This window comes from Iodobacter ciconiae, from assembly GCF_003952345.1.
Lineage (GTDB): Bacteria > Pseudomonadota > Gammaproteobacteria > Burkholderiales > Chitinibacteraceae > Iodobacter > Iodobacter ciconiae.
In genome coordinates this window covers 2,032,324-2,059,145 of sequence record NZ_CP034433.1, presented here as the reverse complement: position 1 = coordinate 2,059,145, position 26,822 = coordinate 2,032,324, and the positions used below count along the sequence as shown (strand labels likewise).

Sequence of the window (26,822 nt, the reverse complement as noted above, 5' to 3'; positions counted from 1 at the left end):
GATCGCAATGAGCAAGCAACTTACTATTCTACCAAGTGGCCAGCAAATCGCCATGAATGATAATGAAACTATTTTAGACGCGGCTATGCGTGGTGGTTTTAATATGGCTTACGGCTGTAAAAACGGCGCGTGTGGCTCGTGTAAAGGCCGGGTGATTACTGGTGAGGTCACTCACGGCGATTACGCTGAAAGTGCTTTATCCGAGATGGAGCGGGAAAACGGCTATGCGTTGTTTTGCTGCGCCAGTACCGATGCAGACATCACGATTGAATGCAAAGAAGTCACCGCCAGCAAAGATATTCAAATTAAAACCCTGCCATGCCGTGTGCAGACCATGGACAAAGTTTCGCATGACGTGGTTGTGTTATCGCTTAAATTGCCAAGCAGCGAAAAACTGGCTTTTCTAGCGGGGCAATATATTGATATTCATACCAAAAATGGTAAAAAACGCTCGTTCTCGATCGCCAATGCACCGCACGATGCCGAATACCTGCAATTGCATATTCGTCATGTAGCAGGTGGCGAGTTTTCTGATTATGTCTGGAACAGCATGAAAGAGCGCGAAATCATGCGCTTTACCGGCCCGCTGGGCTCGTTCTTTTTGCGTGAAGACAGTGATAAGCCGATTTTGCTGATTGCTACCGGTACCGGCTTTGCGCCGATCAAGGGGATTTTAGAGTACGCCTTTAATAAGGGCATTGAGCGCGAAATTGTTTTGTACTGGGGGGCACGCACTTTGGCCGACATTTATATGCCTGAGCTGCCGTCCCAATGGCAGCAAGCACACCCCAACTTCACCTTTATCCCTGTTTTGTCTGAGCCAAGCGATGCGGATGCCTGGAGTGGCCGCACAGGGCTGGTGCATGAAGCGGTGATGAATGACTTTACTAACCTTGCCGGCTACCAGGTTTATGCCTGCGGTGCGCCCGTAATGGTGGAGGCGGCCTACACCCATTGTGTTTCTCGCGGTTTGCCAAATGATGAATTTTTCTCTGATGCCTTCTTTACTTCCAAGGACTTAGCGAAATAGTTGAGATAAAGGCTTGCCTTAATAAGCCCGATGAATTATTCTGCGTGCCGTTGCCGATGTAGCTCAGTTGGTAGAGCACCTGACTTGTAATCAGGGGGTCGCGAGTTCGATTCCTGCCGTCGGCACCAGAAAATATTTAAGGGTAGGCCTCGCTTACCTGGCAGCAAGATGTGGTTTGTAAAGTTTTACGCCGATGTAGCTCAGTTGGTAGAGCACCTGACTTGTAATCAGGGGGTCGCGAGTTCGATTCCTGCCGTCGGCACCAAACAGAAGAAAAAAGCCCTTGATTTTCAAGGGCTTTTTTCTTTTCTGCTGCAGTATCCCCCCACATTTCTACCCCACATCTCAATGGGTTTTGCGACCGCTACTTTTTAAAGTCGCTCATCTTAAAATCAAAATATTTCCAGCGAAACTGAAATTTCGGTCATTCATGGACCTTCTGGCTCCCTATACTACTGCAGGCATCAATTGATGCCACCGGATGCTGGCGTTTCCCCACGCTTAGCAAAGTATAGAAGATTGAAAGATTGAGGACACATTGCCGGACTTCTTCATGGGGAATGGAGCTCTGCAATGATTTACACGGATACGCTTTTGCGTTTACCCGAAGTACTGCAAATTATCCCTGTATCGCGCGCAACATGGTACGCCGGCATTAAAACAGGCCGTTACCCCGCGCAGGTCAAACTTGGCCCACGTATCGTCGCTTGGCGTCGTAGTGACATCGTCAATCTGCTGGCATCGCTAAGCAATGAAAGCGACTGATTATGAGGCAAGCTTGCGGCGCGAGCATTGCCAAGAGGAATCGCAATAGCTTATAGTCGCCTCGCCGCTGTCAATCCAGCGGCCGGGCGTAGGAACCCGGTTTGGACAAAGGCGCATTTGCGCCGCTTTGCGTTTGCTTGGCGGTTAGATGCGTCAGCATGACTTCGCCTATGGGTGGGTCGTGTGGGCAGCCTTGTGCTGGCCGGTCCCTTTGTCCCGGTATTCCTACCCCGCACGTTCCTGCCCACCTTCCGTAGGAAGAAGGTTTGCGGGTTGCTTAAACTGACAAAGGTAACACCAGCATGTCCACCCCATCACATCATTTACCGTATTTATCACCAGAGCTGGCTAGAAGTATCAAGCGACTGCCTTCGATTGAAATGCAGACCCAAGCGTTTTTTCTGCAAGCGAAGCAAATCGGCGCGCAGTACCAATCCATAAATCTCCAATGGAATGGTTTTCGAGTCCGGCTGAGCTATTGGCGACATCAACATGCCGAATATACGCAGCATAACTTAGCGATTGACGATGCGTATGTCCCATACCAATATCGCAACCGAGGTTGGTTTACGCAGTACAGCCATTTTTGCGCTAATTTGACTCGGCCACTCGTTCATATTTCGTACGAATAAATCAATGCAAAGCAACAGGCATGTCAGGCACATGCCTTTGCTTGCTATGCACTTAAAGCATTCATAAAGCCACCTCACACAGAGCACTCAGCGTTTTAGCTGGCTCAGTATAAATACTCATACGCGTCATATAGGGCAGCGTCGGCACGGCGACCTCTCCCTGTTTGAATTTCAGGCCAAGTTTTTTAGTTTCAGCAAACAACTTGAGCACTTGCCCACGCACCCCACTAAATTGCGGCATCGCAGCCAGAGCTGTCAATTCTGTATTGAGGCCATCCATATCCCGCTGTCGGATAAGCTGCACGATAAATGCCTCATGCTCTTTGACGCGTTGCGGCGCAATGCGCCAAGTCCATGTGGTATCGCGAACTTGCTTGATGCGTTTTTCTGCATGCAGCAACTCATAGTGCTTGAAACGCAAATGCTGGCCTGCCAGACGCGAATCGTAAATCGTGCCGATGTCTGCTTGCTCCGGGTCGATTAAACCGCCTTTCCCCGCTGTGCCGACAAGAAACCAAAGCAACTCATCGTCACCTTGTTCGAACACGACAAGGTGCGTAGACGCCAAACCTTTTGCTTTGTCATACGCTCGCCCTGGGGCATCTCGCGTAATCCGAAATGCGTTCAATTTGGCAACCAAGCGATGCAGTTTAGTCCGCGCGACAACCCCACTTATCCAATAGTAATGGCCAGATTGCATATACAACTGCAGCAGCTGCATTGCAGCAGTTTGATTTTTTGGGATTTTGATATTGCGAGCGGCAAGCATAGCGTCACACATGAGTTTAGATTTCTTGTATAGCGCTAAACCCAATGGAGATGCATGCGATTAGAAAGGGGCTCAGTGAATAAATGAACTGGGAATTTAGAAGCAAAAAATCAAATTTCCGCGCAACGATCAGCAATGCGGCGCTATACCGAGCGTGGACAAACCAAAAGTAATCTGTAGCGAAGATGCGCCAACATCGAACACCGTTCGACGAGGGGCGCGCCAACGCCCCCGTCAATCATCTCTGGCTGTGCCAGAATCCGCTTGCCAGCGGAGAGTCTTGTGGCGCCGAATGCTCGTAATGGAGCTTGTTCGGTGCGAGGCGGAGGACAAAGACTAATCCAAGCCACGGCTTGAGTAACCCTTTGTCTTTATGCCATGGCCAGTCAGCAGCCTCATGCTGACGAACAGGTGCGAACACGAAACGGGTCTGGGGAGCAAATGCCCCAGTGTCCCTGACTATTTGAAAATCGGGTGAGAGTCCCGACCGGTTTGCCGCAAGTAATTGCGGAAGTCGTGCTGAACAGGATGGCTGCGAAATCGCATACAGTGATGTATGCCTCGAACCGACAAAGCAAGTGCGTTGGACGGTTCGGGCCAGCGGGCAAGTCACTCAGAGTAGCGTCTGAGAAGCTGCCAGCGGCGCTGAGAGCTTAAACCTGTAACGGCGCCCATCGGGGTGCTGTTCAGAAAGTGCAAGTGCAATCTAGGGCCTACAGTGCCTGCGAAAATGGTGGAAACAACAAGGGTACAAATCGATTAAAGAGTAAGGCAGGGGCTTCTCCCGGTTCGCCCGCCCAAACACGGTATCCAGCCCGTTTCGATTTGCTTGCTTGTGAGCCAGTTGCGTACTGCATGAACGTAAGAAGATAGTCTAAGTGGTGCGAAATGCGCTCGGAAGTACGGTACGGTTGGCCCTGTATCGTAACGGAAGTAACGACTCCGCAAACCTCGAGAGCGTATGAGCGTGTCTTTTCGGCCATGATGCCTGATCGAAAGTCAGGAGGAGCTGTGAAGACGACAAGACGCAAAGATGATGCAATAAACGGTGGAATGGCGATGTGCGTTGGCGCGTACATCGCATGGGGAAATCAGTTTGGCGACTGAAATCCTCCGGACGCCCGCATGTGGGCGAATCATTATCGGTACTGACTGTGTCAGTGCCACAAAATAAGGAACAATAAATAGGGAAACCACGAGTGGCGTGCAAACTCCAAGGTCATTCGGCACGCCGACTAGGCAATCAACGAGGTAATCATAGAACTCAGCCCCCTTCGTTTGAAGGGGGCTGTCACGGCTAACTGCTAACCATAAGGTAACCACCAACATCATTTGAGCATCGTGCCCGAGCTGCACAAGCATGCCCCACGAATACTAAAGGCCGCAAACTAATGGTTAGCCGCCACTCTTTTTTAACCGTATACATCAACACATCGGCCTTAGCGGACTCTCCAAACCTCTTTGCTAGAGCCAAAAAGGAGTGAAGATGCCCAAATTTAGTAGCCAACCTCAAAACCGTGTCGGTGCGAACAGCAGTAGTCTAGATACCATTTTGTGAAATGCTGAATGGATTGCTCAATAGCTATTCTGAGGATAGACAGTTCTAAGTTAAAAACTCAGCGTTTCGCCATCCGCAGGAATGCGAACGCGATCCTGAATGCCATGTTCTTGGACAAAAGCTCGTAACATTTTCCGGCTGAGCGTCATATGATTAATCGCATCCATATGTGTGGCGATAATGGTAGCCGTTGGCGCGGCTTGGTAGGCGCGTAATACATCCTCTTCGCCCATAATAATTGTCCCGGCGAGTCCCACCATGCGCGCTGCACCGGTATTAATAACGATTACCTCTGGATTAAATTTGGCCAAAGTTTGATCCACCTCGCTGCGCCATAGGGTGTCACCAACGACATAGACGGATTTCGAGCCTGTCGCCTGGAATACCACGCCCATCGCCTCGCCTAAAACTGCTGCTAACTGGCTATTAGCGTACATTTCATCTGTACCATGCTGTCCGCCGGTTTTCGTTAAGCGCACGCCATTAAACTTCGTGTTTTCTCCCAAAATGCGAACATCGGTGAAGCCCTGCGCTCGAATTATTTTGGCATCAGCTTCATGCTGCGCAAACAAAGGGATATTCCGTGGAATTATCTGCTCTTTGTCACCATCCCAATGGTCAAGATGCGTATGAGTGACGATTATCGCATCGACTCCTTTGATGACCTCATTAGCCGGCATTGGTAGTTCGACTAGGGGGTTGCGTAGATTACTATGAAACGTACCCTCAAAGCCTGGATAGCTGCCTTTCTTAACTAAAAATGGATCAAGCAAGAAAGTCTGCCCTGCATAGCTAATTTTGGCTGTGGCATTGCGAATTTGCTGTATGTGTACTGCCGAATCAGACGGCGCTGGATTTGTTGCGTGGGCCGGAACGCCGATGACGAGAAGACTCAAAGAGAGGGTGATAGCGCGTAAGGTGGCGATTTGCTTCATTGTACAACTCCAAAACGATGTTGAATGGGAAGCGACTATTGTGAACGCAGTACAGATTAGATAAAATTGACCCGAAAGCCATATATCGAAAGATTTAGGCCAAACAATCAAAGAGTTCGCATCATGACAATCCTGCCTCCGGTCGTGGTTTTACTAACCTACCCGCATTTCAGCCCGTTTCACTTTTCAGTACCCTATATGGTGTTCAATAGTACGCTAGCAGGGCTGCCGCTATTTGATCTTAAGATTATCTCGTCGGATGCTCAGTCAATGATGGCGGAACGTGCCTTGACGGTCATTCCGGACGGGGGGCTAGAACTTGCTGACACCGCCGACATTGTGGTAGTTCCGGGCTGGCATGATTTGAGTTTGCCGCCCAGCGCTAATTTAATCATGACATTAATTCGTGCTCATGCTCGGGGCGCGCATGTGGTGGGACTATGTTATGGCGCCTATGTCCTCGCTTATGCGGGGTTGCTTGATGGTAAGCGTGCTTCAACACATTGGATGGCCGAACAGGATTTCTGCTTGCGCTTTCCGAGCGTCCAGCTTGATATGAATGCGCTATATGTTGAAGAAGAACGGCTGATTACCTCCGCGGGGACAGGTGCGGGGCTAGACTGTTGCTTATATATCGTTCGTAAGTATTACGGTGCGCAAATCGCGAACAAAGTCGCACGAACCATGGTCATAGCTCCGCATCGTGAGGGCGGTCAAGCGCAATACATAGAACAGCCAATGCCCGTATCCACCAAGGATGCGCAAATTAATCGGCTGTTAGATTACTTGCGAGAACATATTGCCGAACAACACACTATTGACGCACTAGCCGCACGAACCTTGATGAGTCGGCGAACCTTCACGCGCCATTTCTATAAGGCAACAGGCATGACAGTGATCGATTGGCTGATCAATGAACGGTTACGAAGAAGCCGCGAGTTACTTGAAACCACCACGCTGTCGATAGACCGAATCGCAGAGTGCGCAGGGTTTCAAACCCCAGTGTCATTTCGGCAGCATTTCAAGCAACGCTTTCAAGTTAGTCCACGCGATTGGCGCCGCACGTTTGGACAAGATGCCACGGATTCTGCTTAACATCACTTAAATTGATTCGTTTGCTCGCCTCATTGAGGTTGAACAAACGGCTTATTCTGACCAAAACAAAAAGAACTGCGGCGTACCGACGTTTGTTGACACAAAAAAGCATTTTCACCGCCATGTAACTCTGCCGTGTGTTATTGAAGTACCGCAGAGCGATTATGATCTGTGTGAAGTGCTGAAATATCTAGGCGATCTGGTTTTGTGCCAGCATCGACGAGCAGCAGGCGTTGGTTGATACATTTCGCTATGACGCTCGGACGACAGAGCAAAAAGTAGCGCATCAATTGTTTGCACTGCAGAGTACGCTACTCCTCCATAAAATGGATTTTGCATTGATCTATCGGCGCAATAAACGCAAACCATTCGCAACAACCAGTAAGCTAGCGCCGACATCGGCAAAGACTGCCATCCACATCGTGCCATAGCCCGTAAGAGTGAGAACTAAAAAGAACAGCTTAATGCCTAAAGCCAGCGCAATGTTTTGCAACAATATGGCGTGAGTTTGTCGCGATAAACGAATAAAGCGCGGTATTTTGCGCAGGTCATCATCCATCAGTGCCACATCTGCCGTTTCAATTGCCGTGCCAGTGCCCGCAGCCCCCATTGCAAAACCAATATCAGCGCGTGCTAAAGCCGGTGCATCATTTATGCCATCGCCCACCATGCCGACTTTGCCATCTGCACTGGCCAGCTTATCTTCAATTAATTGCAATTTATCCATCGGCAACAAATCGCCGCGGGCTTCGTCAATGCCCACCTGATTTGCAATTGCAAGTGCAGTATGAACATTATCCCCCGTTAACATCATGGTTTTGAGACCCAAAGCATGTAGCTCAGCAATCGCCTGACGGCTACTGTCTTTGATTGTATCGGCCACGGCAAACATGGCCATTACGCCCTCGTCATTGGCGAGCAAAACCACTGTTTTCCCTTGCTGCTCTAGCGCAAATAACTGCGCTTCTAGTTCGGGAGAACACCAACCTAGTTCATGGACTAAGCGATGATTACCAAGATAATATTGCTTACCGTTAATAAGCCCCTTGGTACCGCGCCCAGGTAGCGCCTCAAAATCATTGACGGGTTGAACTACGGAATCGTTTTTTGCTGTGGCCACAGCACGTGAAACGGGATGGTCTGAGCGGCTAGCAAGACTGATGGCAAGGCGGTATGCTTCGGTTTGGTTGTGTGAACCCCACACAATAAAATCGGTTTGCACTGGTTTGCCATGCGTAATCGTGCCGGTTTTATCGAGCGCCAAGCAAGTTAATTTGCGACCTAATTCTAGATGCACGCCGCCTTTGACCAAAATTCCTTGGCGCGCAGCTTTAGCAAGGCCGCTAACAATGGTCACTGGTGTTGAAATTACCAACGCGCATGGGCAAGCGATGACCAACAAGACCAGCGCTTTATAAATCCACGCCAACCATTCACCACCGAAAAATAACGGTGGCAGCACGGCAATCGCAAGTGCAATTGCAAACACAATCGGGGTATATATCCGAGCAAATTGATCAACGAAACGTTGCGTGGGTGCGCGCGCACCTTGCGCAGCTTCAATCGCATGAATAATCCGCGCCAACGTGCTGTCACTGGCTACCGCCGTAACGGTATATTCAAACGAGCCTGATTCATTGATCGTGCCAGCAAATACCGCATCGCCAATGGTTTTCTCAACCGGCAAGCTCTCACCGGTAATCGGCGCTTGATTGATACTCGATTGCCCGCTCACGATGACGCCATCGAGCGCAATCTTTTCGCCCGGTTTGATCCGCACACGCGCTTGTATCGCCACTGACTTTGCGTCGACTTCCTGCCAGCGGCCATCGGGCAGCTGCACCGTCGCTCTTTCGGGGGTTAATTGCACCAACTCCGAGATCGCATTACGCGCACGATCAAGGGATTTGGCCTCAATCAGCTCGGCAATCGTAAACAGCACCATCACCATCGCCGCTTCAGGCCACTGGCCGATCAAAAAAGCGCCAGTTACGGCGATACTCATCAAGGCATTGATATTTAAATTGCCATTACGGACAGCGACCCAGCCCTTTTTATAGGTGGTGATGCCACAAGCCAAGACCGCAACAATGGCCAATGCAGCAATACTCCACTGGGGTAGTCCAATCCAGTGCGCTATTTCAGAAGAGATGGCAGCAATACCCGCCAAGGCTAATGGCCACCAAGGTTTACTGACCTCAGCTGCGGGCGCTGTATCGTTCGCGAGTTCAGGTGTAAAGCCCAAAGATCGAATTGCATCCATCACCACACCTAGCTGGCCTGGCTGATGGGTGACTGTTAGCACGCGCTGCATTAAATTAAACTCCATGCCACTCACACTGGGCATGCTGCCGAGTTTTTTGCGCAGCAAACCTTCTTCGGTTGGGCAATCCATTTGCATGATTCTAATCGGCGTATTAATGCCATTTTGATCGATTTTCGCTACTCCGAGCGGAGCTAAATCGGCGCTAAAATCTTTACTTTCGTGCGGGTGTGTGTGTCCACCACAACAAGTGGTCACGTGTGGTTTTTCATTGAAATGGAACTGTGGTGCGTGTTGAGAACGCTGATACTTGGACATTGTTGATACCTAGGGTTATGATGTCCGGACATTAAAAACCCTGAAGTAACTATAGAGTCAAGCCTATTTTAGGAGTGCACAATGAAAATCGGTGAATTAGCCCGTATCGCGCAATGCTCGGTTGAAACCATCCGATTCTATGAAAAAGAAGCCTTATTAGCTGCGCCGGCTCGTACCTCGGGAAATTTTCGCCATTACAACGCCGAGCATGTTGAACGGCTGCGCTTTATTCGAAACTGTCGTGCGCTCGATATGAGTCATGAAGAGATTCATACATTGATACGATTAGCGGATCAACCAATTGATAGCTGTAATGCTATCAATTCGGTTTTTGATCAACACATTCAACATGTTGAGACACGAATTCAGCAGTTGGAGCAACTCAAACAGCAATTAGCTCATTTACGCCAACAGTGCCAAATTGAGCATGCTGTCGACCCTTGCGGCATCCTACAAGGCCTTGCCGGCATGCCGTTTGAAGCGAAGCTGGACAAGGCAAAAACACATTTGGGTTAGCCATTTAATCAATAAATACATGCTTCTGCTCGCATAACTTTGTTATGTACCGTGACTTGTCTTGTCTTTCATTTGATTGGCCCCTCGAATCTTCTTGAAGCCTAGGCCAAAACCCAAAGATCCCAAACAGAGAGACTTGAGCTTCCCATAATGGGAAGGCTCAGACTGCATGCATCGACAACAAATATGGAGCCTCCATATGATGAGCTCTACTTTAGTGTTAAATGCAGATCGGGAATTTCAACTCAACATTGTTGGCATGAGCTGCGCAAGTTGCGTAGGGCGGATTGAAAGCACTTTGCTCGCTACAAGCGGTGTGGTTTCAGCCTCAGTGAATTTAGCCACTGAAACCGCCCAAGTCGTACTTCAATCAGGCGTTGATCCTGTCGTACTGCTTGAGGCCGTCGCGGGAGCGGGCTATGAAGCCAGTTTGATTTCAGCAGATACAGAAAAGACACAATCACACGCGAAGTCTTCTCCTTTATGGCCGATCGCTGTAGGTGCTTTACTGTCATTGCCAATGGTTTTACCGATGTTGGCCGAGCCTTTTGGTGTGCATTGGATGTTGCCGGCATGGGTGCAGTTCTTGCTCGCTACCCCTGTTCAATTCTGGCTAGGCGCACGCTTTTATCGCTCAGCCTGGCTGGCTGTACGCAATCTGCGCGGTAATATGGATTTGCTGGTATCAATCGGTACTAGTGCTGCATATGGTTTGTCGTTATACCACTGGTTGTTTGATGCTAGCCAAGGTGCATTGTACTTCGAAGCGGGGGCGGTGATCGTCACGCTGGTGTTACTCGGTAAATGGTTGGAGGCCCGTGCCAAACAGGCAACTACGGCGGCGATTAAGGCCTTGCAGGCATTGCGCCCTTCGGTTGCACGAGTGCGTAAAAACGGACGTGATATTGAAGTACCGCTTGAACATGTACAGTTGGGTGATCTGGTTGTAATCCTGCCTGGTGAACAAGTGCCTGTCGATGGCGTGGTGCTTAAAGGTGAAAGCCAACACGACGAATCGATGCTCACAGGTGAAAGTGTACTGGTCACCAAGGAAGTTGGCAGCAAAGTAACCGGTGGTGCGATTAACCATGATGGCGTGTTAGTGGTTGAGACCAGTGCTTTAAGTGGTGAAAGTACGCTATCTCGCATTATTCGCATGGTAGAAGATGCACAAGCCGGTAAAGCAGCAATTCAGCGTCTGGTCGATCAAGTTAGCGCGGTCTTTGTACCCGTTGTGTTAGTGATTGCGCTGTTGACTTTACTAGGCTGGTGGTATTGGACTGGTAGTGTTGAAAGCGGCATCTTGTATGCAGTGGCGGTACTGGTGATTGCATGTCCTTGCGCGTTGGGTTTGGCAACGCCGACAGCGATTATGGCAGGTACGGGAGTGGCAGCCAAATTCGGGATCTTGATTAAAGACGCCGAAGCACTGGAACTAGCTCATAAAGTACAAGTGGTGGTGTTTGATAAAACGGGTACTTTGACCGAGGGTAAACCTCACCTCGCTGAACTTATTGCTCAAGATGGCGAGCAGGCTGAAATGCTGGAATTGGCCGCCGCGTTGCAACGAGGTAGTCAGCACCCATTGGCCAAAGCCGTGTTTGCCAATGCCGATGCCGCTCAACCACACCAAGCCGATAATCTGCAAGCATTGCCTGGACGCGGCATTGCAGGTGATATTGCTGGTACACACTACTTACTGGGCAATCAGCGCCTGATGCAAGAAAAAGGGGTTGATTTGAGCATCATGCAAACCGCTCATGATCAGGCACTGAGCAATGGTTATACCGTGTCATGGTTGGCGCGTGAACACGATTTGGCCTTGATCGGGATGCTGGCCTTTAGTGATGGCATCAAAGCCACAGCCAAAGAAGCAATTTCGCAACTGCGGGCCTTGGGGGTGAAAACGGTGATGCTGTCGGGGGATAATCGCGCTGCTGCACAACGGGTTGCTGAGCAATTGAACCTTGATGAAGTGATTGCCGAAGTTTTGCCAAATGAAAAAGCCGCGCACATCGAAGCGATTCGTGCGCAAGGTAAAGTGGTAGCAATGGTCGGCGATGGTGTGAATGATGCGCCTGCACTGGCAGCAGCCGATGTCGGGATTGCAATGGGTACCGGTGCCGATGTGGCGATGCATGTAGCAGGTGTCACGCTGATGCGAGGAGATCCGCAACTGGTGAGTCAAACGATTGAAATATCACGTTTGACTTACCGTAAAATTCGCCAAAATCTGTTTTGGGCATTCATCTTTAATGTAATCGGTATTCCTCTGGCTGCGTTTGGATTGCTCAATCCGATGATTGCAGGTGGGGCGATGGCATTCTCAAGTGTGAGCGTGGTATCCAATGCCTTATTATTAAGGAACTGGAAACCCAAAGCCTAAGGAGAACAGAAAGGTGGCTTAGCCACCTTTTTTATGTAAAGGATTTGCAATGAATATCGGGCAAGCCGCCCAGCTCAGTGGGCTTAGCAGCAAAATGATTAGGCACTATGAAAGTCTTGGCCTCATCAAACCCCAAGGTCGTAGTTCCGCAGGGTACCGGATGTTTAGCGACTTTGATCTTAGCCAGCTTAAATTTATCCACCAGTCGCGCGTTTTGGGGTTCTCACTCGAACAAATCGGCCAATTAATGCAGCTATGGAAACAGGAAGATCGCGCCAGTATTGACGTGAAAATGCTTGCAGAGTTGCACATCAAAGAACTTAACGCCAAAATTGAATCAATGCAGCAAATGAAACAAACCTTAGAGCAATTAATCGATATCTGCCCAGGGAGCGAAGATCCGAACTGCCCGATTTTAAAGTCACTATCGGCTTCACGATAATGACCACAATTTCAAAGCACGCAAAATAACCGCGATGTTTTGAAATTCAGAGCCTAGCCAAATGTCTGCTAAGGCCGAATTGCTGACTCACAAGCACGACGCAGCAAAGGCTGCTATCCAACGGATTGCAGTCTTTGCTAAGTGCAAAATGAAAGGGCATTTTCACTTTCCTTTCATTCTATTTATTTGGGCTTTTCGATGAGGACGGTCGGGGTTTGGGCAGCCCTAATACGTTTACACCTTTTGCATCACAAAATCTGACCATTTTTGCATTAGTTTTCTGCGCAAATTCAGTTGTGACGTTCTTGCATATGCACGTCGAACACGACTGCCAACTGCGTGGCCTAGTGCGGCTTCGCTAAGTTCATCGGCATAATCAGTTTCTTCGAGCGCCCAGTCTTTAAAACTCGACCTGAACCCATGCAGCGTAGCAACGCGTCCTGCAACATCACTGGGCGCTTTGCGTGCCCTCAGAAAGGACGTCGTGCTCATATCGGATAGCGCGACCTCTTTACGCGGGCTTGGAAAAATCAAAACAGGGTGTGCGCCACGCATAAGTTCAAGTAGCGATAAAGCATGAGAGCTCAAGGGGACTTCAAGCGCTGCGCCCTCATTTTTTTTCGATTTCATCGCCGTCGCCGGTATCGTCCAGACCTTGCGCTTAAAATCGACTTGCTCCCAGGTGGCAAGTCTCGCGTTGGCAGACCGTACCGCCGTCAGAATGACAAACAAGATGAGGTGTTGCGTGACGCTGTCGGCGGGGTACAGGTGCTCTTCGACAAAAGCGGGGATATGCGAGTAGGGCATGGCTGGCTGGTGCACCGTCGCCACAGTGCAGACATCGCCCAGTTGCTTTAATGCCTTAGGCATTGGAGAGGCTTTGATATAGTCATGCGCCTCTGACCAATCCAAAATCTGTGCAATTGCAGTCTTCAGTTTCCGCGCTGTGTCAGGTTGCGTTACCCAAATCGGCTGGAGTACCGCTTTGATATGCTCCGGTTCAATGTCATGAACCTGCATCGCTAATAATGCCGAGGCGTGTTTCAGAATTCTGCCGCGCCAGCGCACCGCAGCTGAGGCTTCATTTTTCCAAGTTACACGCCGAACCTTGAGTGTCGCATCCATGGCCTGCTCAAAGGTCGGAGATTCTTTTTTGGTCACCAGCGCGGTTTTGGCTTCTTCAAGTGGATCGCCGCCCAAAGCAATGCACTCGCGCATCGCTTCGGCTTTGTCTCTTGCTTCTGCTAGGCCAACGGCAGGGTAACTGCCCAGACCCGCATCCCGACGTTTGCCGGTTACCGGCGAAACGAATCGCAATTCCCAGCGACCCTGTCCTTTCGTTTTCGATGGCATCAAGCGCAAACCAGGTACCCCGCCATGAGCGACTGGCTTGTCGGTGGGTTTGATATTTCGTGCCTTTGCATCAGTCAGAATTGCCATGTTTACCCCACATGCTACCCCACATGTACAGTCGGAACACCCCACACGTAACTAGACGTGGTTATACAACACGTTAGCATGAAACATAGATAAATAAAGGATTTCTGAATTCTGCTGAATGTCATTGGACGCTATATTAGTGCCTGCCGTCGGCACCAAAAAAGATAAGGGTTCCAGCTTTTAGCTGGAACCCTTTTCCGTTGGCGCTCGAAAAAAGCCGTTTTATGGTTACACTTGGCGAAGGCTAGGGTAATCCCCCACAAAACCAGCTCATTTTTAAGTAGAATTTTCTCGCAGTCTTTGAGGAGCTTCTACATGAAAGCAGCACGTTATTCTGATAGCCAGATTATGGCGATTTTAAAGCAAGCCGAAGCCGGCTCGACCGTCCCCGATCTGTGCCGCGAGCACGGCATGAGTTCGGCCTCTTTTTATAAATGGCGCGCTAAATTTGGCCGTATGGACGCCTTGATGATGACGCGAATGAAAGAGTTGGAGGATGAAAATAAACGCCTTAAAAAGATGTATATCGAAGCCCAAATGCAGGCGGACATCATCAAGGAAGCCATAATCCTCTGAAACATCTCAGCGCCGCGAGATGGCTCACTGGGCCGTTGAAACCAGGGCCGTTTCTATTCGTACGGCTTGTGCCAGTTTTGTAATCAGCACGACATGCTATCGTTACGTGGCCAAGCTGGATGCAGAAAATGCTCAAATCGCTGATTCATTGCTCCAGCTCACGGAAACTCATCGCAACTGGGGCTTTGGCCTTTGTTTTTTACATCTGCGCAACGTCAAGAAAAAACACTGGAACCATAAACGCGTCTACAGAATTTACTGTGATTTAGAGTTAAATCTGCGGATTAAACCTAAAAAGCGCTTAGAACGCGAAACGCCAGCGCCATTAGCAGTGCCGGCAGCAAAAAATGAAACGTGGTCGATGGATTTTATGCATGATCAATTAGCCGATGGACGTAGTATTCGCTTATTCAATGTGATTGATGATTTTAATCGAGAAGGATTAGGCATTGAAGTTGATTTCTCTTTGCCGGCAGAGCGTGTAATACGCAGCCTGAATCAAATCATTGAATGGCGCGGCAAGCCTAAGCGAATCAGGTCCGATAATGGCCCTGAATATATTAGTCATCTGCTAAAGAATTGGGCAGAGCAACAATCGATTGAATTGGCTTATATTCAGCCTGGCAATCCACAGCAAAATGCATATATTGAGCGCTATAATCGCACCGTACGTTATGAATGGCTGGCCTGTGATGATTTTGAAAGCCTTGCCGAAGTGCAAGAAACTGCAACGCAATGGCTTTGGACATACAATAACGAGCGCCCGCATATGGGATTGGGCGGCATCACCCCGAAGCAAAAACTGGCATTACATGCCTAGCCTCTACTTTTAAGTGAGCTTAAAAACGGGGGGATTACCGAACGGCCACTACAGCCTTGATTGTAAATCTGTGCCGTATCGAAGAAAATATCTTCTCTGCACACCCGTATCTGGCCGCCGGTAGGGTGTTCGATTTTTGCAGTCGGCGCCAAATATATATAAGGGTTCCAGCTTTTAGCTGGAACCCTTTTCCATTCTATTTGAAAAACATTGTTTTAAGGCCCATTTTGCCGGAAAAGTAATGGGCTGGGTGGCCTGATCAAGCCTTAGGCGGGGTCTATATATTGAAGGTCGATAGAATATTGGCATTCATTGCATGATGGTAAAATAACGCCTTTTTTTATCGCATGGTTATTTGTGCTGGCACAGCCAAACAAAATAAGTACACAGATAAAAACTGCAATTTTCAGCATAAAATAGTGCCTATAGTTGCCAATCATTGTTTCTTAAAAGGATTGTAACTATTCCAATTTTCAAGAGAGATTAACCATCATTTTTTTGATACTAATGAATGCTTACTTGTATAACATAGCTAAATTTTTCGCCTCTGCGCGCAAAAGCTCTTGGCTGTAAAATACGAATTTGATAAGCACCGGAATGAGGTAAAACATAATTGCCATTGGTATCCAAGGATAATGAGCCAGTGCTTAAATCTACAGAGTCAGGTAATTCTTTATTAAATAGATAAACGCCCATATTCTTGCTGGCACTGGTTGCCGTTATTTTTAACAACTGGCCTTTTTTAGCTTTTAAATGATATTGATCATAACCATAGCCAGAGATTTTTCCCTTGTATGTTGCACTATATGCGTTCTGTTTAAATTGAACATTGATGTTTTTTACTTCGGAGCTACTTGTCTTTGCGATTGCAGAAACACTGAAAATGCCTAAACTTAAGGCGAATACTATAGATTTTAAGTAGTTCATAAAATTTGCCTCTGTATTCTGTTTATAATAAATTGATCTTACCTGATTGTGTGAATTTAATGTAGGTGCTTTTTAATCTTTTACATTTTTAATGGATAATTTAAGTAAATTATTTAATGCTTATTAATTATGTCCAGCAGGAAGCCTATAAAATATCGCTGAATTGGCAATTATTCCATTTTGAAGTAAGGGTTCAGTAAAATCTTGGTTTGCTAAAGATACTTCAATAGACTTGATGGGGGGATATAAGGGCTTTATGATCGAAGCTGGAGCTACTTTTAATATATATAAATTACCTTATTAACTCATTCTAAGGAGATTAATTTTTGTTCTGCTCTGGTTGACGTAACTCATATATTCAGGGGCATTGATTTAAAATCATTAGAGTCATGCGTGTGATGGTGCGCGGCCTTATGTGGAATAGCCTTAAAGGCGTAGGAAAATTATGCTTAAAAATATGCTGGCCTTGTGGGGAATTACTCCGGGGTATTTTTTTTACGCTGATCTAAAGTTTGGACAGCAAGCTGGCTAGGGATAGAATTGATTTATTCCAAATTTAATTAAATAAGAGAAGAAAAAAATGGCTATACGCACGGTAATTAAAATGGGTGACCCGCTGCTGCTGGAGAAAGCCAGCCCGGTGCAGGCTTTCGGTACGCCAGAGCTGCAAAGTTTGCTTGTTGATATGTATGACACCATGCAGGCCATAGGGGGTGTAGGGATTGCTGCGCCGCAAATTGGTGTAAGCCTGCAGGTGGTAATTTTTGGCTTTGATGTCAGTGATCGTTATCCCGAGGCCGAAGCCGTACCGGTGACGGTGCTGATTAATCCGGTGCTTACGACACTTGGTGATGAAATGGTCGATGGCTGGGAAGGCTGCTTGTCTGTGCCCGGTTTGCGTGGTGAAGTGCCGCGCTATACCCGGCTGCGCTATCAGGGCTTTGATGCCGAAGGGCAGCTGATTGATCGCAGTGTCAGCGGCTTTCATGCGCGGGTGGTGCAGCATGAGTGCGATCATTTAAACGGTATTTTATATCCGCAACGCATCAGGGATTTGCGGCGCTTTGGTTATACCGACACGATGTTCCCTGAGCTGGCCAAATAAGTAATTTTTTGAAAATTTGAAAGGATGAATGATGCGTTTTCTCTTTCTTTTATTATTATGCACCCATGCCCTGGCTGGCCCTTTGCAGCTTGAATCCCGTACGATGACAAGCAATACGCTAAAACAAGCACCTGCTTACACTTCTGCTCCGGCAGAGGGAGCTATTACAATGCCGTATGTTGCTGGCGGGAGCGATGTAGCAAGCAGGATCAATGATGCTTTGTATTTAGCGGTGATCGGCATCGCCACGCCACTTAAATCCGGAAAAACCTTTCCCCTTACTGAAGGTAGTGGCGAGCTGAATGGCATGGCATCACTGGATTTTAACGTGCAGCGCAATGATGGACGTATCCTCTCGCTGGATATTGAGGCGGAAGGCTGTGGTGCTTATTGCGAAGCCTATGTGCGCAGCTACAGCTTTGATGCCGCAACGGGCAGAGCACTGAGTGCCATCGACTTGTTTACTCCAGGTGGTTTATCTGTGGTGGCAAAAGAGGTGCTGGTAGAGCGTAAGCGCAGCTATTCAGAGGAAATTAAATCCTTAAAGCGGCAACAGGCGGAGTTAAAGCGTAAAAAAGCTAAGGCCGATGATTTAGCCGATATCGATGAGCGAATTGATTTTAATAAGCGCTGTCTTGAGAGGGAAAAAGAAAATCAACAAAGCAGCCCTCAGCAAGATGTGCTTTCTTATGCACGTTTTTCTTTGCCGCAGAATAAAGCCGTATTTACGACAGGGCGCTGTAGCGCACATGTAAACCGTGCTTTAGACGATGTGGGTGACATTAGCCTGGCGATTTTGCCCAAGGATTTAACTGCCTTGCTTAACCCCTATGGCAAGTTTCTTTTGCTGGGACAGGCTGCTGCAGTACCCGCAGATTCGCTATTTGCTCAGGTTTTACATGGAAAAATAGGCAGTGCAGCGATTACGATGCGGCTTGAAATTCCTAATGGTGACGGCTCTTTTTCAGGCGTCTATTTTTATGATAAATACCGTAAAGTGATTGCTTTACGTGGGATGAAAAAAGGTGCAACGCTAGAGCTGATCGAGCAGGTCGCAGAGAAAGATCAGGCAAAACTTAGTTTAAATATCAAAGGGAATCAGCTTGTCGGGCAGTGGCAGGGCAATAGTAAGCAAATACCTGCAATATTAGGCTGGTAAACAGGGCCGTTTATTTGATGCCATGCGGGGTGATGTGATTCTGAATAAGCATTCAGCCGGCATGGCGCGCTGGCATTATTTTAATTTTTTATTTGCCATGCCGGTTTATTAATCAATAGCGCCAGCAGCATAATTCCCCCGCCAATGATCAAACGTGGTATATCCTGCGCTTGATGCCAGAAGATTAAATTAATTATCAGCCCTGCCGGAATATGCATATTATTCATTGCACCTAAAGTACCGGCATCTACTAAACAAGCGCCTTTATTCCACCAGTAAAAGCCTAAGGCTGATGAGGCAAGGCCTAAAAAGGCTAATACGGCGAATTCCTCTATATGCTGAGGTAATTTGCTGATATTGCCAAAAATTAAAAATGAAGGCAGAGCAACAAGCAGTGCACCTAAAAAGAAATAGCCGAAGCTTGCTGATTGCGGTTGTTGATCCGGATGATACTTATTTAAATAGCGATAGCCAACCTGGCCTGCGGCAAAGGTGATATTGGCCAGTTGTAATAATAAAAAACCATTCAAAGCATTACTGTCAATCTGGTTATAGCGAATTACTAAAGAGCCCAATACGGCAATAAGGGCCGCAGCTAAGGCACGGGGATTAAAATGCTTTTGCAATAAATCATCAAGCAAGGTGATATAAATGGGCGTGAAAATAGTAAATAATAAAACTTCGGCCACACTTAAAAACTGGAATGACCGGTAGAGGCATAAATAGGTTACGCCAAATTGCAGCGCACCTGCAGCCATTGTGCCCAATTTGCGCGCCTTGCTGATACCTGTCCAGCGGGTAAAAGGTAGGAAAACCAGTCCTGCAATCGCAACGCGGCTAAGTACGGCAAAATCGCTGTCTACATGGCCTGCTAAAAATACGCCAATAAGATTAAATGATAATGCCCAGACAACAGTGATAAAGGCGAGATAGGGCAAGAATTATATCCTTTTAAATAAAGGCGCAGATTTTAACTGTTTATGAGTATGTAAGCTGTATTATCATGATTTTTTACACTCGATGATTCAGTAATAGCGACTATCATCGGTAAAGTGATGCGCATGCTGCTTCTTGGTTTTTTAATCGCCAAGTGCTTAAAGTCACCTGCTTAACCAGTTGTTTGTCTATTATAGTGAATAATAAAATTTCCTATATTTTAAAAGAGTTTAATTGTTTTTTTATAAACTATGCAGATTGCGATTGGTAAAGTAAAAAGTAACTTGGTGTTAGTAAAATAAAATACGGTATTGATTTTAAATGTGGCAAACCAGACTTCAGGGCGCTTGCAAGTACCGCTGTAATCATCACCATCATAAAAAACAGAGCAGTGTGGTTTGGGTTCTCTATTCTATAAAATGGCTGGTGAAATAAATAATATGAGCAGGCAACTAATGAATTCGCTAAATTAAGCCAGAATATTGAATTCATTCTATCGGTTGAAATCAGTATTTCGGATCAGGTAAATACACTGGCTTTAAATGTAGCCTTGGCAGCGGCCCGCACCGGGAAAGCGGGGCGATGAAGTGCGTAAATTGGCATCATCTAGCTGCCTGCGGTGGATTTTGTGTTAGAAATCCCCGCTGCCACATGGGCAGTTGGTGCAACGCTGGCTGCTGAGTCGCAATGGCCGGTTTGATCGTCAAAAAATAAATCAGGTGCGAATACTTTAAGAAAAGGGCCTTTTTCTAAGCCGCCTAAAAAGTAAGCTTCATCAACCTGAATATTCCAGCTCATCAGGGTGCGAATCGCCCGCTCATGCGCAGGTGCGCTGCGGGCTGTTACAAGGGCTGTGCGGATTTTCATCGGTGCGTCGCCAGCATCTTGCTGCAAGCGGTGCAAGGCTTGTAAAAAGGATTTAAACGGGCCGGGTGGCAAAGGCTGCTGAACTTTGGCGCTTTCGTGTGCCTGAAAAGCATGCAGGCCATCCTGCTGGTAAACACGTTCGGCTTCATCCGAAAACAGCACGGCATCACCATCAAAAGCGATGCGAATTTCATCTGGGTGCTGCTCGGTACTGGCCGATTTTGGATAAACCCGTGCCGCAGCAAAATCAGCTGTCAGTGCATCGCGCACATCGGCCTCGTTTGCAGAAAGAAATAAATTAGCCTGCAATGGCTCTAAAAAAGACCAGGCAGGGCGCCCACGGGTAAACACACCGCGCAGTAATGGCAGGCCGTGGGCATAGCAGGATTTAAATACCCGCAAGCCGCTGACCGGATCATTACGGGAAAGAATCACTACTTCTACCCGTTGATGCGCCGGGCTATTAAAGGCCAGCAGTTTTTTGACCAGTGAATAGGCCATGCCGGGCACAGCGGGCTCATCAATCTTTTCAAGTTGCAAAGCCATATAGGGTAGATCGTCAGCTTTATTAAAAATTTGATTTTCGGCTTCAAAATCAAACAGGGCACGGGACGAAATGGCAATAACTAACTGGCCGTCTAACGATGCTGGCATGGGTTTTCTTTTTGGGAGGAGGGATTGAACTTAGGCAAAAATGTAAGTGCTACGATTATTTTTTGCAAGTTAGCTATGAGGCTTGGGTAGTCGGAATTGTTTGCGATAGCGTGCGGGAGAGAGGCCTTTTAGCTCGGTAAATTTACGGCAAAACTGGCTAAGGCCAAAATCGACTCTTCGTTATTGAGCAAAGTTCTGTGATTGATTACTTTTGAAGAGCGCCAGCAGGTGCCGCCAGCGCTGCAGTGCAGATTGGCAAGGTGTTGCCATGGAGGTTGATTATGGCTGCGTATTTCTGAGCCTTTCGAGAATGGGTGCTTTGAATTAGCCGGGTTTTTCCGCATCAAACACTCTAATCCAGCACCGCTTCAATCTCGGATGCAAAGGCAAGACCCACTCCGCCAGGGCCAATATTCACCCCTGCGGTGGTGCCCATTTCGCCAAGCAGTAATTGCACATCATGGTTTTTACAGGCCTGTTTTAATTTTTGATAGGCAGGCATGTTTTCTACGACAGCGGGATCGCCGCCGTAGCTGACGCAAATGGTGGGGGCAAAGAGGCCCCGTTCCAGCTGGGCTTGGGCAAACAAAAAGAGCTTTTCTACGCCGTTATGAAAGCCATGAATACGTGCAACTGATGTGGTTTCGCCGCGATAAACCCGTACAACCGGCTTAATATCTAGTGCACTGCCCAGGGCATAGGATAAAAAGCCGACACTTTTATCGCCTTTACGCCTTGCCTGATGACGCAATTGGCTTAAATCGGCAGGCATTAAAAAGCCCTGTGTAGTCTGTGTTAAGCGTTCAATGTACTTGGTGATTTCCGAGTTGGAAGCCTGCTGGCTAATTAAACGGGCAACTTCAGCCACAACTAATCCCTGGGCCGCAAAAATATTGGCACTATCAAAAACGCGCAATGTAAAGGGCTTGGTTAGATTAGCCTGCTCACGAATGGGGCGGTATTCGGTAATAATCGCTCTGGCAGCCTGAGTGCAGTGATTAAAAATTTGGCTGCGAGATTGCATTACTGTCAGGCAGAATACTGAATCAAATTCTAAAACAAGGCGGGATAAAAACAATTCACGGATTTGCTCTACCGAGAAAGGTTCTGATTCAAAATTAGTGACACCTGCTTCTGCTTGGTGGCGATAAAAATTGCGCGTGGCAACGGGGTCCCGGCTATCAATAAACGTGCCGTCATAGCCATGAATAGTAATTGGCAAAATGACAATCTGATGTTGATCTAAAAAATCACGGGGCAAATCGCAGCATGAATCCGTTACTAAGCCAATACGCATTATTATCTTCTCAAGGACATGATTTAGAATGACCGTCTTATGTGGCCTTTGTTCAAAATAAGGCAGAGTATTTTAAAAACATGATTTATAAATGTTTGCACATGATTATATCACCATAATCTTAATATCTATTGCAGGGATAAACCCGTATAGAGATCAGCTATTTGTAAGTACTTTTTTGTAGTATATGGGTTTTGAATTTTCTTTTTAAATCAAGGCCAATTCACCTGCGCTAAATTTAGTCCCTATATTTTCTCCAGTAGCAATGCGCAGGTGATTTACAATAACCGCTTTTGCACCGCACGGAGATTCCTGTCATGCCCGTTAATCTGCCTACACTTGATCCCAGCCAGCTTTTCCCTGTTGCCGGGGTAGAGCTTGGTATTGCCTCTGCAGGCGTTAAAACTGCAGGCCGTAAAGATGTGCTGGTGATGCGGTTAGCTAAGGGCAGCCGTGCTGCCGGGGTGTTTACGCTGAATAAATTTTGCGCGGCGCCTGTGCGCATCTGTCGCAGCCATCTTGCTGACATGGGTGAGATTCGTGCTTTGGTGGTGAATACCGGCAATGCCAATGCAGGTACAGGCCTGGATGGCTATGAGCGCGCTAAAGAAATCTGTTTTGCTCTGGCCGAACGTCTGGATATCAGCCCGGCGCAAGTGCTGCCGTTTTCTACCGGCGTAATTTTAGAGCCGTTGCCTGCTGCTAAGATTATTAGTGCGCTGGATGCGGCTATTGGCGATCTAAAACCGGCTAACTGGTTTGAGGCAGCCAATGCCATCATGACTACGGATGTGGCACCCAAAGCTGCGAGTAAGAAAATTGTGCTTGACGGTAAAACCGTAACCCTGACTGGTATCAGCAAGGGTGCGGGCATGATCCACCCGAATATGGCAACGATGCTGGGCTATCTGGCAACGGACGCTGCCGTATCGCAAACCGTGCTGCAAGAGTTAGTCAGCTGGTCTGCAGATCGTTCGTTTAATTCGATTACGGTGGATGGCGACACCAGCACCAATGACAGCTTTATTCTGATGGCCACAGGGCAAGCGGGTAACACCGAAGTGGCTGATACCGGCAGTGCAGATTTTATAATTCTGCGCGATGCTATTTTAGAAATCAGCCAGACGCTGGCTAAAGCGATTATTCGTGATGGCGAAGGCGCAACTAAATTTATTACGATTAATGTGGAAGGCGGTATTGATCGCGCAGAATGTAAAGCCGTTGGCTATGCCATTGGCAGATCGCCACTGGTTAAAACGGCCTTCTTTGCCTCTGATCCAAACTTGGGCCGTATTCTTTGTGCAATTGGTTATTCGCAGGTTGAAAATCTGGACGTGGATAAGCTGGAAGTGTGGCTGGATGACGTGCTGGTGGCCAAAGACGGTGGTCGCTATGCGGGATACAAGGAAGAAAACGGTCAGCGCGTGCTGAAGCAATCTGAAATCAGTATCACTGTAAAATTAAACCGTGGGAATGAATCTGCAACGATCTGGACTTGTGATTTTTCTTATGATTACGTAAAAATTAATGCGGATTATCGTAGTTAAAAGCCTGGGAGTGGGGACTCGGGAGCAGGGGCAGGCTTTCCGATTCCCCACTCCCTATCTCCCCCGTATTAAGCCTTCTTCAAAAAACAAGCCTTCAGCATAAAGTTGCCTGCATCCATGCGGCAATCTACTTCATGATCTCCGCCGGATACCAGACGAATACTCTTCACTTTAGAGCCTTGTTTCAGCACGGTGGATGTGCCTTTTACTTTTAAATCTTTAATTAATACAACCGCATCGCCATCAACCAGCACAGTGCCGTTGGCGTCTTTAACGATGCTGTCGTCACCGTCATCACTGGCCGTTTCTTGCATAGGCCATTCAAAACCACAGTCTGCACAGATGTAGTTTTCTGCATCCGGATAGGTGTTTTCTAATGTGCATTGCGGGCAAGCCGGAATATGAGCCATGATATTTTTTCTACAGAGTTGATTCAGATTGGCCGGATTATAACAGCTGCCATCATTTAAGGCCTTGCAAGGGAGCTTGCTCCTCTTTTGCCGTGCCTGCAGACTTTTGCCACTCTTCACGAATTTTTGCTTTAAAGTCTAGATAGTTCCAGTCAGAATCAGGGTCAAACTGCTTAATCTGCCCATCTTCAATGTAATCAAAGTATTCATAGTGCTGGGTATTATTGGCTTCGTAGCGATATGACTGGATTGTTGCGCAAAATTGATCTCCCCTGGGTTTGGGGTTAAATAATTGATGAACCTGATAATAATCCGGCGTCAGAAAGGTGACTTCTTCAGTTTGAACAATGACAGTTCCCCATGGTGTTAAAAGCTGCGGGCTGAGGGTAGCAAACCAGGATACCTGAATTTGCCCGTATAGCACTTTGATCACCGCACATGCATCGCCATGATCATGAATGGGAGAGCCATTGCCGGCTGGCCATATTTCCAATACATAGGGCTGGCCGGGGGAATCTCCCCGGTTGGTGTCAATAGTGACGCGCAAATAACCAAACTCACCTGATTTTTCGGCCAGTTTTTTGTAGCAAATGCAACCGGGCGTCAGGATGGAATGCTGGATCGCTTCGGGGAAGTCCGGGAAGTCGGCTGGGCGCAAGTTGATATTTTTGCCGGCAATATTTGAATAAAGGCGCTGGCAGGCTTCGGGCAGATCGGAAATGACGCTGATTTTGTTTTCAGCCAGTAGTTCCAGCGTGACAGAATCCATCGCTGCGATATGCGGGGATGGATCAAGGTTGACAGGGATAGAGTGAAGCTGCAGCTTGCTCGGCCCGGCGCTTTGGATCTCAATAATATGGATTTCTGCGGTATCGAGCTGCTGGTCTGATGCTTTTTCCCAGCTGTATTCAAATAGCATGAGTGTGCGCAGCATTTCACCCTTGCCGTAGCGAATCCGTTGGTTATTGCTATCCAGGCTGAGCCAATGGGGCTGGATCTCTTCCTCCGGGTTGAGCCCTATGTTTGATTCTCTGGCAATCTTTGCGCCGTTATAAAGAAGACAAATCTCGTAGGTTTTAATCTCAAGGCAGATGATATGGCCATTGTCACTTTTGAGCTCAATGGAAAATGGATCGGGCGTGCCGGGCAGAACAGATATGGTTCCCTGTCCTTTTACTGGAAACCTGGCTGTATTACTGCCTTCAAACGAGCTATGGATCTGATGCTGTACCTGCTGATGTGCATTAGCGAGCTTCATTTTAATCTCTCAAATGTTATTTTCACTTAGAGCTTAAGTGTGGAGTAGTTTTAAGTTTTTTTAAAAAGTGAGAAATTTAGCTGATATTTTATTTTTTTGAAAGATACAGTTAACTATTGGTAAGTATTTGTGTTAAATATTTACAAAAAACTTACTTTTTGTGGGCTTGATCTGCGTTTGCTGAAATGAGGGGCAGATTTCGGGCACGGCAAGCCGATTCAAGCCGATTGATTCTTGATTTGTAGCCAGGCCTGGTTTAAGGGCAGATCGTTTTTAAAAAAGGGCGTAAAAAAACCCCAGGCTTTGTAGCTTGGGGTTTTGTCAGGGAATGCTATTTGAGCATTAAAACGCTGGAACAATCGCTCCTTTGTATTTTTCTGTAATAAATGCTTTGACAGATGGGCTATTTAAGGCTGCGATGAGTTTTTTCATGGCCGGGCTGGCTGCGTTATCCGGGCGGGCTACGAGGATATTGGCGTAAGGTGATTGCGCTCCCTCGATAGCCAGTGCATCTTTGCTTGGATTAAGGTTGGCAGCAAGGGCGTAGTTGGTATTGATCAGGGCTAAATCAACCTGAGTTAGTACGCGTGGCAGGGTGGCAGCTTCCAGTTCGCGAAATTTGAGCTTCTTGCGATTTTCTACGATATCGCGGGTGGTAGAGAGGATATTTTTGCTGTCTTTTAGCTTGATAATACCTGCTTTTTCCAGCAGCAAGAGTGCCCGGCCGCTATTGGTGGCATCGTTAGGAATGGTGACGGTTGCGCCTTCGCTCAGATCTTTCAGCGATTTTATTTTGCTTGAATAAGCGCCAAACGGCTCTACATGAACCAGTGCCACGCTTTGCAGGTGAGTGCCTTTACCTTTATTGAATTCATCCAGGTAAGGTTTGTGCTGGAAAAAATTAGCATCCAGGCGCTTTTCTGCCAATTGCATATTAGGCTGCACGTAATCGGTAAATACTTTGATTTTCAGTTCTACGCCTTCTTTTGCCAGCTGTGGTTTTACAAATTCCAGCAGCTCGGCATGAGGAACGGCGGTTGCGCCAACTGTGAGCTTGTCTGCGGCTTGGGAGTTGAAAGCTAAGGCCGCAGCCAGTAGTGCAATTATCTTTTTCATA

The 26,822-nt window shown here is 47.6% G+C and carries 20 protein-coding genes, 2 tRNA genes and 2 pseudogenes; 13 read left to right on the top strand and 11 right to left on the bottom strand.

What is annotated here, in order from left to right:
• The first annotated feature begins 7 nt into the window (after window positions 1–7).
• The 4 genes from EJO50_RS09025 to EJO50_RS09010 all read left to right on the top strand — a co-directional run bounded on the left by EJO50_RS09025 (window position 8) and on the right by EJO50_RS09010 (window position 1,795).
• A complete protein-coding gene (locus tag EJO50_RS09025) occupies window positions 8–1,030 on the top strand; it encodes a CDP-6-deoxy-delta-3,4-glucoseen reductase (RefSeq protein WP_125973480.1) in 1,023 nt (340 codons plus the stop codon).
• A gap of 52 nt (window positions 1,031–1,082) precedes the next feature.
• Window positions 1,083–1,158, top strand: a tRNA-Thr gene (locus tag EJO50_RS09020).
• Between the two features lie 61 nt (window positions 1,159–1,219).
• Window positions 1,220–1,295: transfer RNA gene (locus EJO50_RS09015), tRNA-Thr, on the top strand.
• Between the two features lie 308 nt (window positions 1,296–1,603).
• Complete coding sequence (locus tag EJO50_RS09010) at window positions 1,604–1,795, top strand: helix-turn-helix transcriptional regulator (protein ID WP_125973478.1); 192 nt, start codon at window positions 1,604–1,606, stop codon at window positions 1,793–1,795.
• 693 nt (window positions 1,796–2,488) lie between these two features.
• On the opposite strand, the gene EJO50_RS09005 is transcribed toward EJO50_RS09010, so the two are convergent.
• Both EJO50_RS09005 and EJO50_RS09000 read right to left on the bottom strand, forming a co-directional pair.
• Entirely contained in the window at window positions 2,489–3,196 is a 708-nt protein-coding gene (locus EJO50_RS09005) for a hypothetical protein (protein WP_125973476.1), read from the bottom strand.
• Between the two features lie 1,608 nt (window positions 3,197–4,804).
• Window positions 4,805–5,689, bottom strand: coding sequence for an MBL fold metallo-hydrolase (locus EJO50_RS09000; RefSeq protein ID WP_125973474.1), 885 nt, complete (start codon window positions 5,687–5,689; stop codon window positions 4,805–4,807).
• Window positions 5,690–5,812: 123 nt separating this feature from the next.
• Here EJO50_RS09000 and EJO50_RS08995 point away from each other — a divergent pair, with 123 nt between their 5' ends.
• On the top strand, window positions 5,813–6,784 hold the full coding sequence (locus EJO50_RS08995; RefSeq protein WP_206434352.1) for a GlxA family transcriptional regulator: 972 nt from the start codon (window positions 5,813–5,815) through the stop codon (window positions 6,782–6,784).
• Between the two features lie 343 nt (window positions 6,785–7,127).
• On the opposite strand, the gene EJO50_RS08990 is transcribed toward EJO50_RS08995, so the two are convergent.
• Complete coding sequence (locus EJO50_RS08990; protein ID WP_206434351.1) at window positions 7,128–9,365, bottom strand: heavy metal translocating P-type ATPase; 2,238 nt, start codon at window positions 9,363–9,365, stop codon at window positions 7,128–7,130.
• Between the two features lie 81 nt (window positions 9,366–9,446).
• On the opposite strand from EJO50_RS08990, the gene cadR reads away from it, so the two are divergent.
• The 3 genes from cadR (at window position 9,447) to cueR (ending at window position 12,709) form a co-directional block, all read left to right on the top strand.
• Window positions 9,447–9,881: a Cd(II)/Pb(II)-responsive transcriptional regulator gene (cadR, locus tag EJO50_RS08985; protein WP_125973472.1), complete on the top strand. Its 435-nt coding sequence runs from the start codon at window positions 9,447–9,449 to the stop codon at window positions 9,879–9,881.
• Between the two features lie 199 nt (window positions 9,882–10,080).
• Window positions 10,081–12,267 carry a heavy metal translocating P-type ATPase gene (locus EJO50_RS08980; protein ID WP_206434350.1) on the top strand — a complete coding sequence of 729 codons (2,187 nt, stop codon included), beginning with the start codon at window positions 10,081–10,083 and terminating at the stop codon, window positions 12,265–12,267.
• Between the two features lie 49 nt (window positions 12,268–12,316).
• Entirely contained in the window at window positions 12,317–12,709 is a 393-nt protein-coding gene (gene cueR / locus EJO50_RS08975; RefSeq protein ID WP_125973468.1) for a Cu(I)-responsive transcriptional regulator, read from the top strand.
• Window positions 12,710–12,943: 234 nt separating this feature from the next.
• Here cueR and EJO50_RS08970 read toward each other — a convergent pair whose 3' ends face one another.
• Window positions 12,944–14,149 carry a tyrosine-type recombinase/integrase gene (locus tag EJO50_RS08970; protein ID WP_125973466.1) on the bottom strand — a complete coding sequence of 402 codons (1,206 nt, stop codon included), beginning with the start codon at window positions 14,147–14,149 and terminating at the stop codon, window positions 12,944–12,946.
• A 315-nt stretch (window positions 14,150–14,464) separates the two neighbouring features.
• Here EJO50_RS08970 and EJO50_RS08965 point away from each other — a divergent pair.
• A pseudogene (locus tag EJO50_RS08965) lies at window positions 14,465–15,545 on the top strand (IS3 family transposase).
• A 504-nt stretch (window positions 15,546–16,049) separates the two neighbouring features.
• On the opposite strand, the gene EJO50_RS08960 reads toward EJO50_RS08965, so the two are convergent.
• Window positions 16,050–16,472 (bottom strand): hypothetical protein, encoded by a 423-nt coding sequence (locus EJO50_RS08960; RefSeq protein ID WP_125973464.1) that lies wholly within the window; start codon window positions 16,470–16,472, stop codon window positions 16,050–16,052.
• A gap of 580 nt (window positions 16,473–17,052) precedes the next feature.
• Here EJO50_RS08960 and def point away from each other — a divergent pair.
• Together def and EJO50_RS08950 are read left to right on the top strand one after the other, a co-directional pair.
• Window positions 17,053–17,577, top strand: a complete 525-nt coding sequence (def, locus tag EJO50_RS08955) for a peptide deformylase (RefSeq protein WP_125973462.1) — start codon at window positions 17,053–17,055, stop codon at window positions 17,575–17,577.
• A gap of 28 nt (window positions 17,578–17,605) precedes the next feature.
• On the top strand, window positions 17,606–18,736 hold the full coding sequence (locus EJO50_RS08950) for a hypothetical protein (protein WP_125973460.1): 1,131 nt from the start codon (window positions 17,606–17,608) through the stop codon (window positions 18,734–18,736).
• Window positions 18,737–18,816: 80 nt separating this feature from the next.
• Here the strand turns inward: EJO50_RS08950 and EJO50_RS08945 are convergent, their stop codons facing one another.
• Window positions 18,817–19,674, bottom strand: a complete 858-nt coding sequence (locus EJO50_RS08945) for a DMT family transporter (protein ID WP_125973458.1) — start codon at window positions 19,672–19,674, stop codon at window positions 18,817–18,819.
• Window positions 19,675–20,129: 455 nt separating this feature from the next.
• Here EJO50_RS08945 and EJO50_RS17740 point away from each other — a divergent pair.
• Window positions 20,130–20,258: pseudogene (locus tag EJO50_RS17740) on the top strand (methyl-accepting chemotaxis protein); the annotation flags it as partial.
• Window positions 20,259–20,278: 20 nt separating this feature from the next.
• Here the strand turns inward: EJO50_RS17740 and EJO50_RS08935 are convergent.
• Window positions 20,279–21,193 (bottom strand): 5'-nucleotidase, encoded by a 915-nt coding sequence (locus EJO50_RS08935; RefSeq protein WP_125973456.1) that lies wholly within the window; start codon window positions 21,191–21,193, stop codon window positions 20,279–20,281.
• 352 nt (window positions 21,194–21,545) lie between these two features.
• Window positions 21,546–22,490 (bottom strand): DegV family protein, encoded by a 945-nt coding sequence (locus EJO50_RS08930; RefSeq protein WP_125973454.1) that lies wholly within the window; start codon window positions 22,488–22,490, stop codon window positions 21,546–21,548.
• Between the two features lie 317 nt (window positions 22,491–22,807).
• Between EJO50_RS08930 and argJ the strand changes: the two genes are divergently transcribed.
• Window positions 22,808–24,037 carry a bifunctional glutamate N-acetyltransferase/amino-acid acetyltransferase ArgJ gene (gene argJ / locus EJO50_RS08925; protein ID WP_125973452.1) on the top strand — a complete coding sequence of 410 codons (1,230 nt, stop codon included), beginning with the start codon at window positions 22,808–22,810 and terminating at the stop codon, window positions 24,035–24,037.
• 68 nt (window positions 24,038–24,105) lie between these two features.
• Here the strand turns inward: argJ and EJO50_RS08920 are convergent, their stop codons facing one another.
• The 3 genes from EJO50_RS08920 to EJO50_RS08910 all read right to left on the bottom strand — a co-directional run bounded on the left by EJO50_RS08920 (window position 24,106) and on the right by EJO50_RS08910 (window position 26,821).
• A complete protein-coding gene (locus EJO50_RS08920; RefSeq protein WP_125973450.1) occupies window positions 24,106–24,447 on the bottom strand; it encodes a zinc ribbon domain-containing protein YjdM in 342 nt (113 codons plus the stop codon).
• 52 nt (window positions 24,448–24,499) lie between these two features.
• Window positions 24,500–25,705 (bottom strand): cupin domain-containing protein, encoded by a 1,206-nt coding sequence (locus tag EJO50_RS08915; RefSeq protein WP_125973448.1) that lies wholly within the window; start codon window positions 25,703–25,705, stop codon window positions 24,500–24,502.
• A gap of 342 nt (window positions 25,706–26,047) precedes the next feature.
• Window positions 26,048–26,821 carry a MetQ/NlpA family ABC transporter substrate-binding protein gene (locus EJO50_RS08910; protein WP_125973446.1) on the bottom strand — a complete coding sequence of 258 codons (774 nt, stop codon included), beginning with the start codon at window positions 26,819–26,821 and terminating at the stop codon, window positions 26,048–26,050.
• Window position 26,822: the final 1 nt, after the last annotated feature.

What these genes read in the sequence shown, in the direction of transcription:
- EJO50_RS09025 (WP_125973480.1), top strand. Translation starts at nt 8, where the DNA reads ATGAGCAAGCAACTTACTATTCTACCAAGTGGCCAGCAAATCGCCATG.
- EJO50_RS09010 (WP_125973478.1), top strand. Translation starts at nt 1,604, where the DNA reads ATGATTTACACGGATACGCTTTTGCGTTTACCCGAAGTACTGCAAATT.
- EJO50_RS09005 (WP_125973476.1), bottom strand. Translation starts at nt 3,196, where the DNA reads ATGCTTGCCGCTCGCAATATCAAAATCCCAAAAAATCAAACTGCTGCA.
- EJO50_RS09000 (WP_125973474.1), bottom strand. Translation starts at nt 5,689, where the DNA reads ATGAAGCAAATCGCCACCTTACGCGCTATCACCCTCTCTTTGAGTCTT.
- EJO50_RS08995 (WP_206434352.1), top strand. Translation starts at nt 5,813, where the DNA reads ATGACAATCCTGCCTCCGGTCGTGGTTTTACTAACCTACCCGCATTTC.
- EJO50_RS08990 (WP_206434351.1), bottom strand. Translation starts at nt 9,365, where the DNA reads ATGTCCAAGTATCAGCGTTCTCAACACGCACCACAGTTCCATTTCAAT.
- cadR (WP_125973472.1), top strand. Translation starts at nt 9,447, where the DNA reads ATGAAAATCGGTGAATTAGCCCGTATCGCGCAATGCTCGGTTGAAACC.
- EJO50_RS08980 (WP_206434350.1), top strand. Translation starts at nt 10,081, where the DNA reads ATGATGAGCTCTACTTTAGTGTTAAATGCAGATCGGGAATTTCAACTC.
- cueR (WP_125973468.1), top strand. Translation starts at nt 12,317, where the DNA reads ATGAATATCGGGCAAGCCGCCCAGCTCAGTGGGCTTAGCAGCAAAATG.
- EJO50_RS08970 (WP_125973466.1), bottom strand. Translation starts at nt 14,149, where the DNA reads ATGGCAATTCTGACTGATGCAAAGGCACGAAATATCAAACCCACCGAC.
- EJO50_RS08960 (WP_125973464.1), bottom strand. Translation starts at nt 16,472, where the DNA reads ATGAACTACTTAAAATCTATAGTATTCGCCTTAAGTTTAGGCATTTTC.
- def (WP_125973462.1), top strand. Translation starts at nt 17,053, where the DNA reads ATGGCTATACGCACGGTAATTAAAATGGGTGACCCGCTGCTGCTGGAG.
- EJO50_RS08950 (WP_125973460.1), top strand. Translation starts at nt 17,606, where the DNA reads ATGATGCGTTTTCTCTTTCTTTTATTATTATGCACCCATGCCCTGGCT.
- EJO50_RS08935 (WP_125973456.1), bottom strand. Translation starts at nt 21,193, where the DNA reads ATGCCAGCATCGTTAGACGGCCAGTTAGTTATTGCCATTTCGTCCCGT.
- EJO50_RS08930 (WP_125973454.1), bottom strand. Translation starts at nt 22,490, where the DNA reads ATGCGTATTGGCTTAGTAACGGATTCATGCTGCGATTTGCCCCGTGAT.
- argJ (WP_125973452.1), top strand. Translation starts at nt 22,808, where the DNA reads ATGCCCGTTAATCTGCCTACACTTGATCCCAGCCAGCTTTTCCCTGTT.
- EJO50_RS08920 (WP_125973450.1), bottom strand. Translation starts at nt 24,447, where the DNA reads ATGGCTCATATTCCGGCTTGCCCGCAATGCACATTAGAAAACACCTAT.
- EJO50_RS08915 (WP_125973448.1), bottom strand. Translation starts at nt 25,705, where the DNA reads ATGAAGCTCGCTAATGCACATCAGCAGGTACAGCATCAGATCCATAGC.
- EJO50_RS08910 (WP_125973446.1), bottom strand. Translation starts at nt 26,821, where the DNA reads ATGAAAAAGATAATTGCACTACTGGCTGCGGCCTTAGCTTTCAACTCC.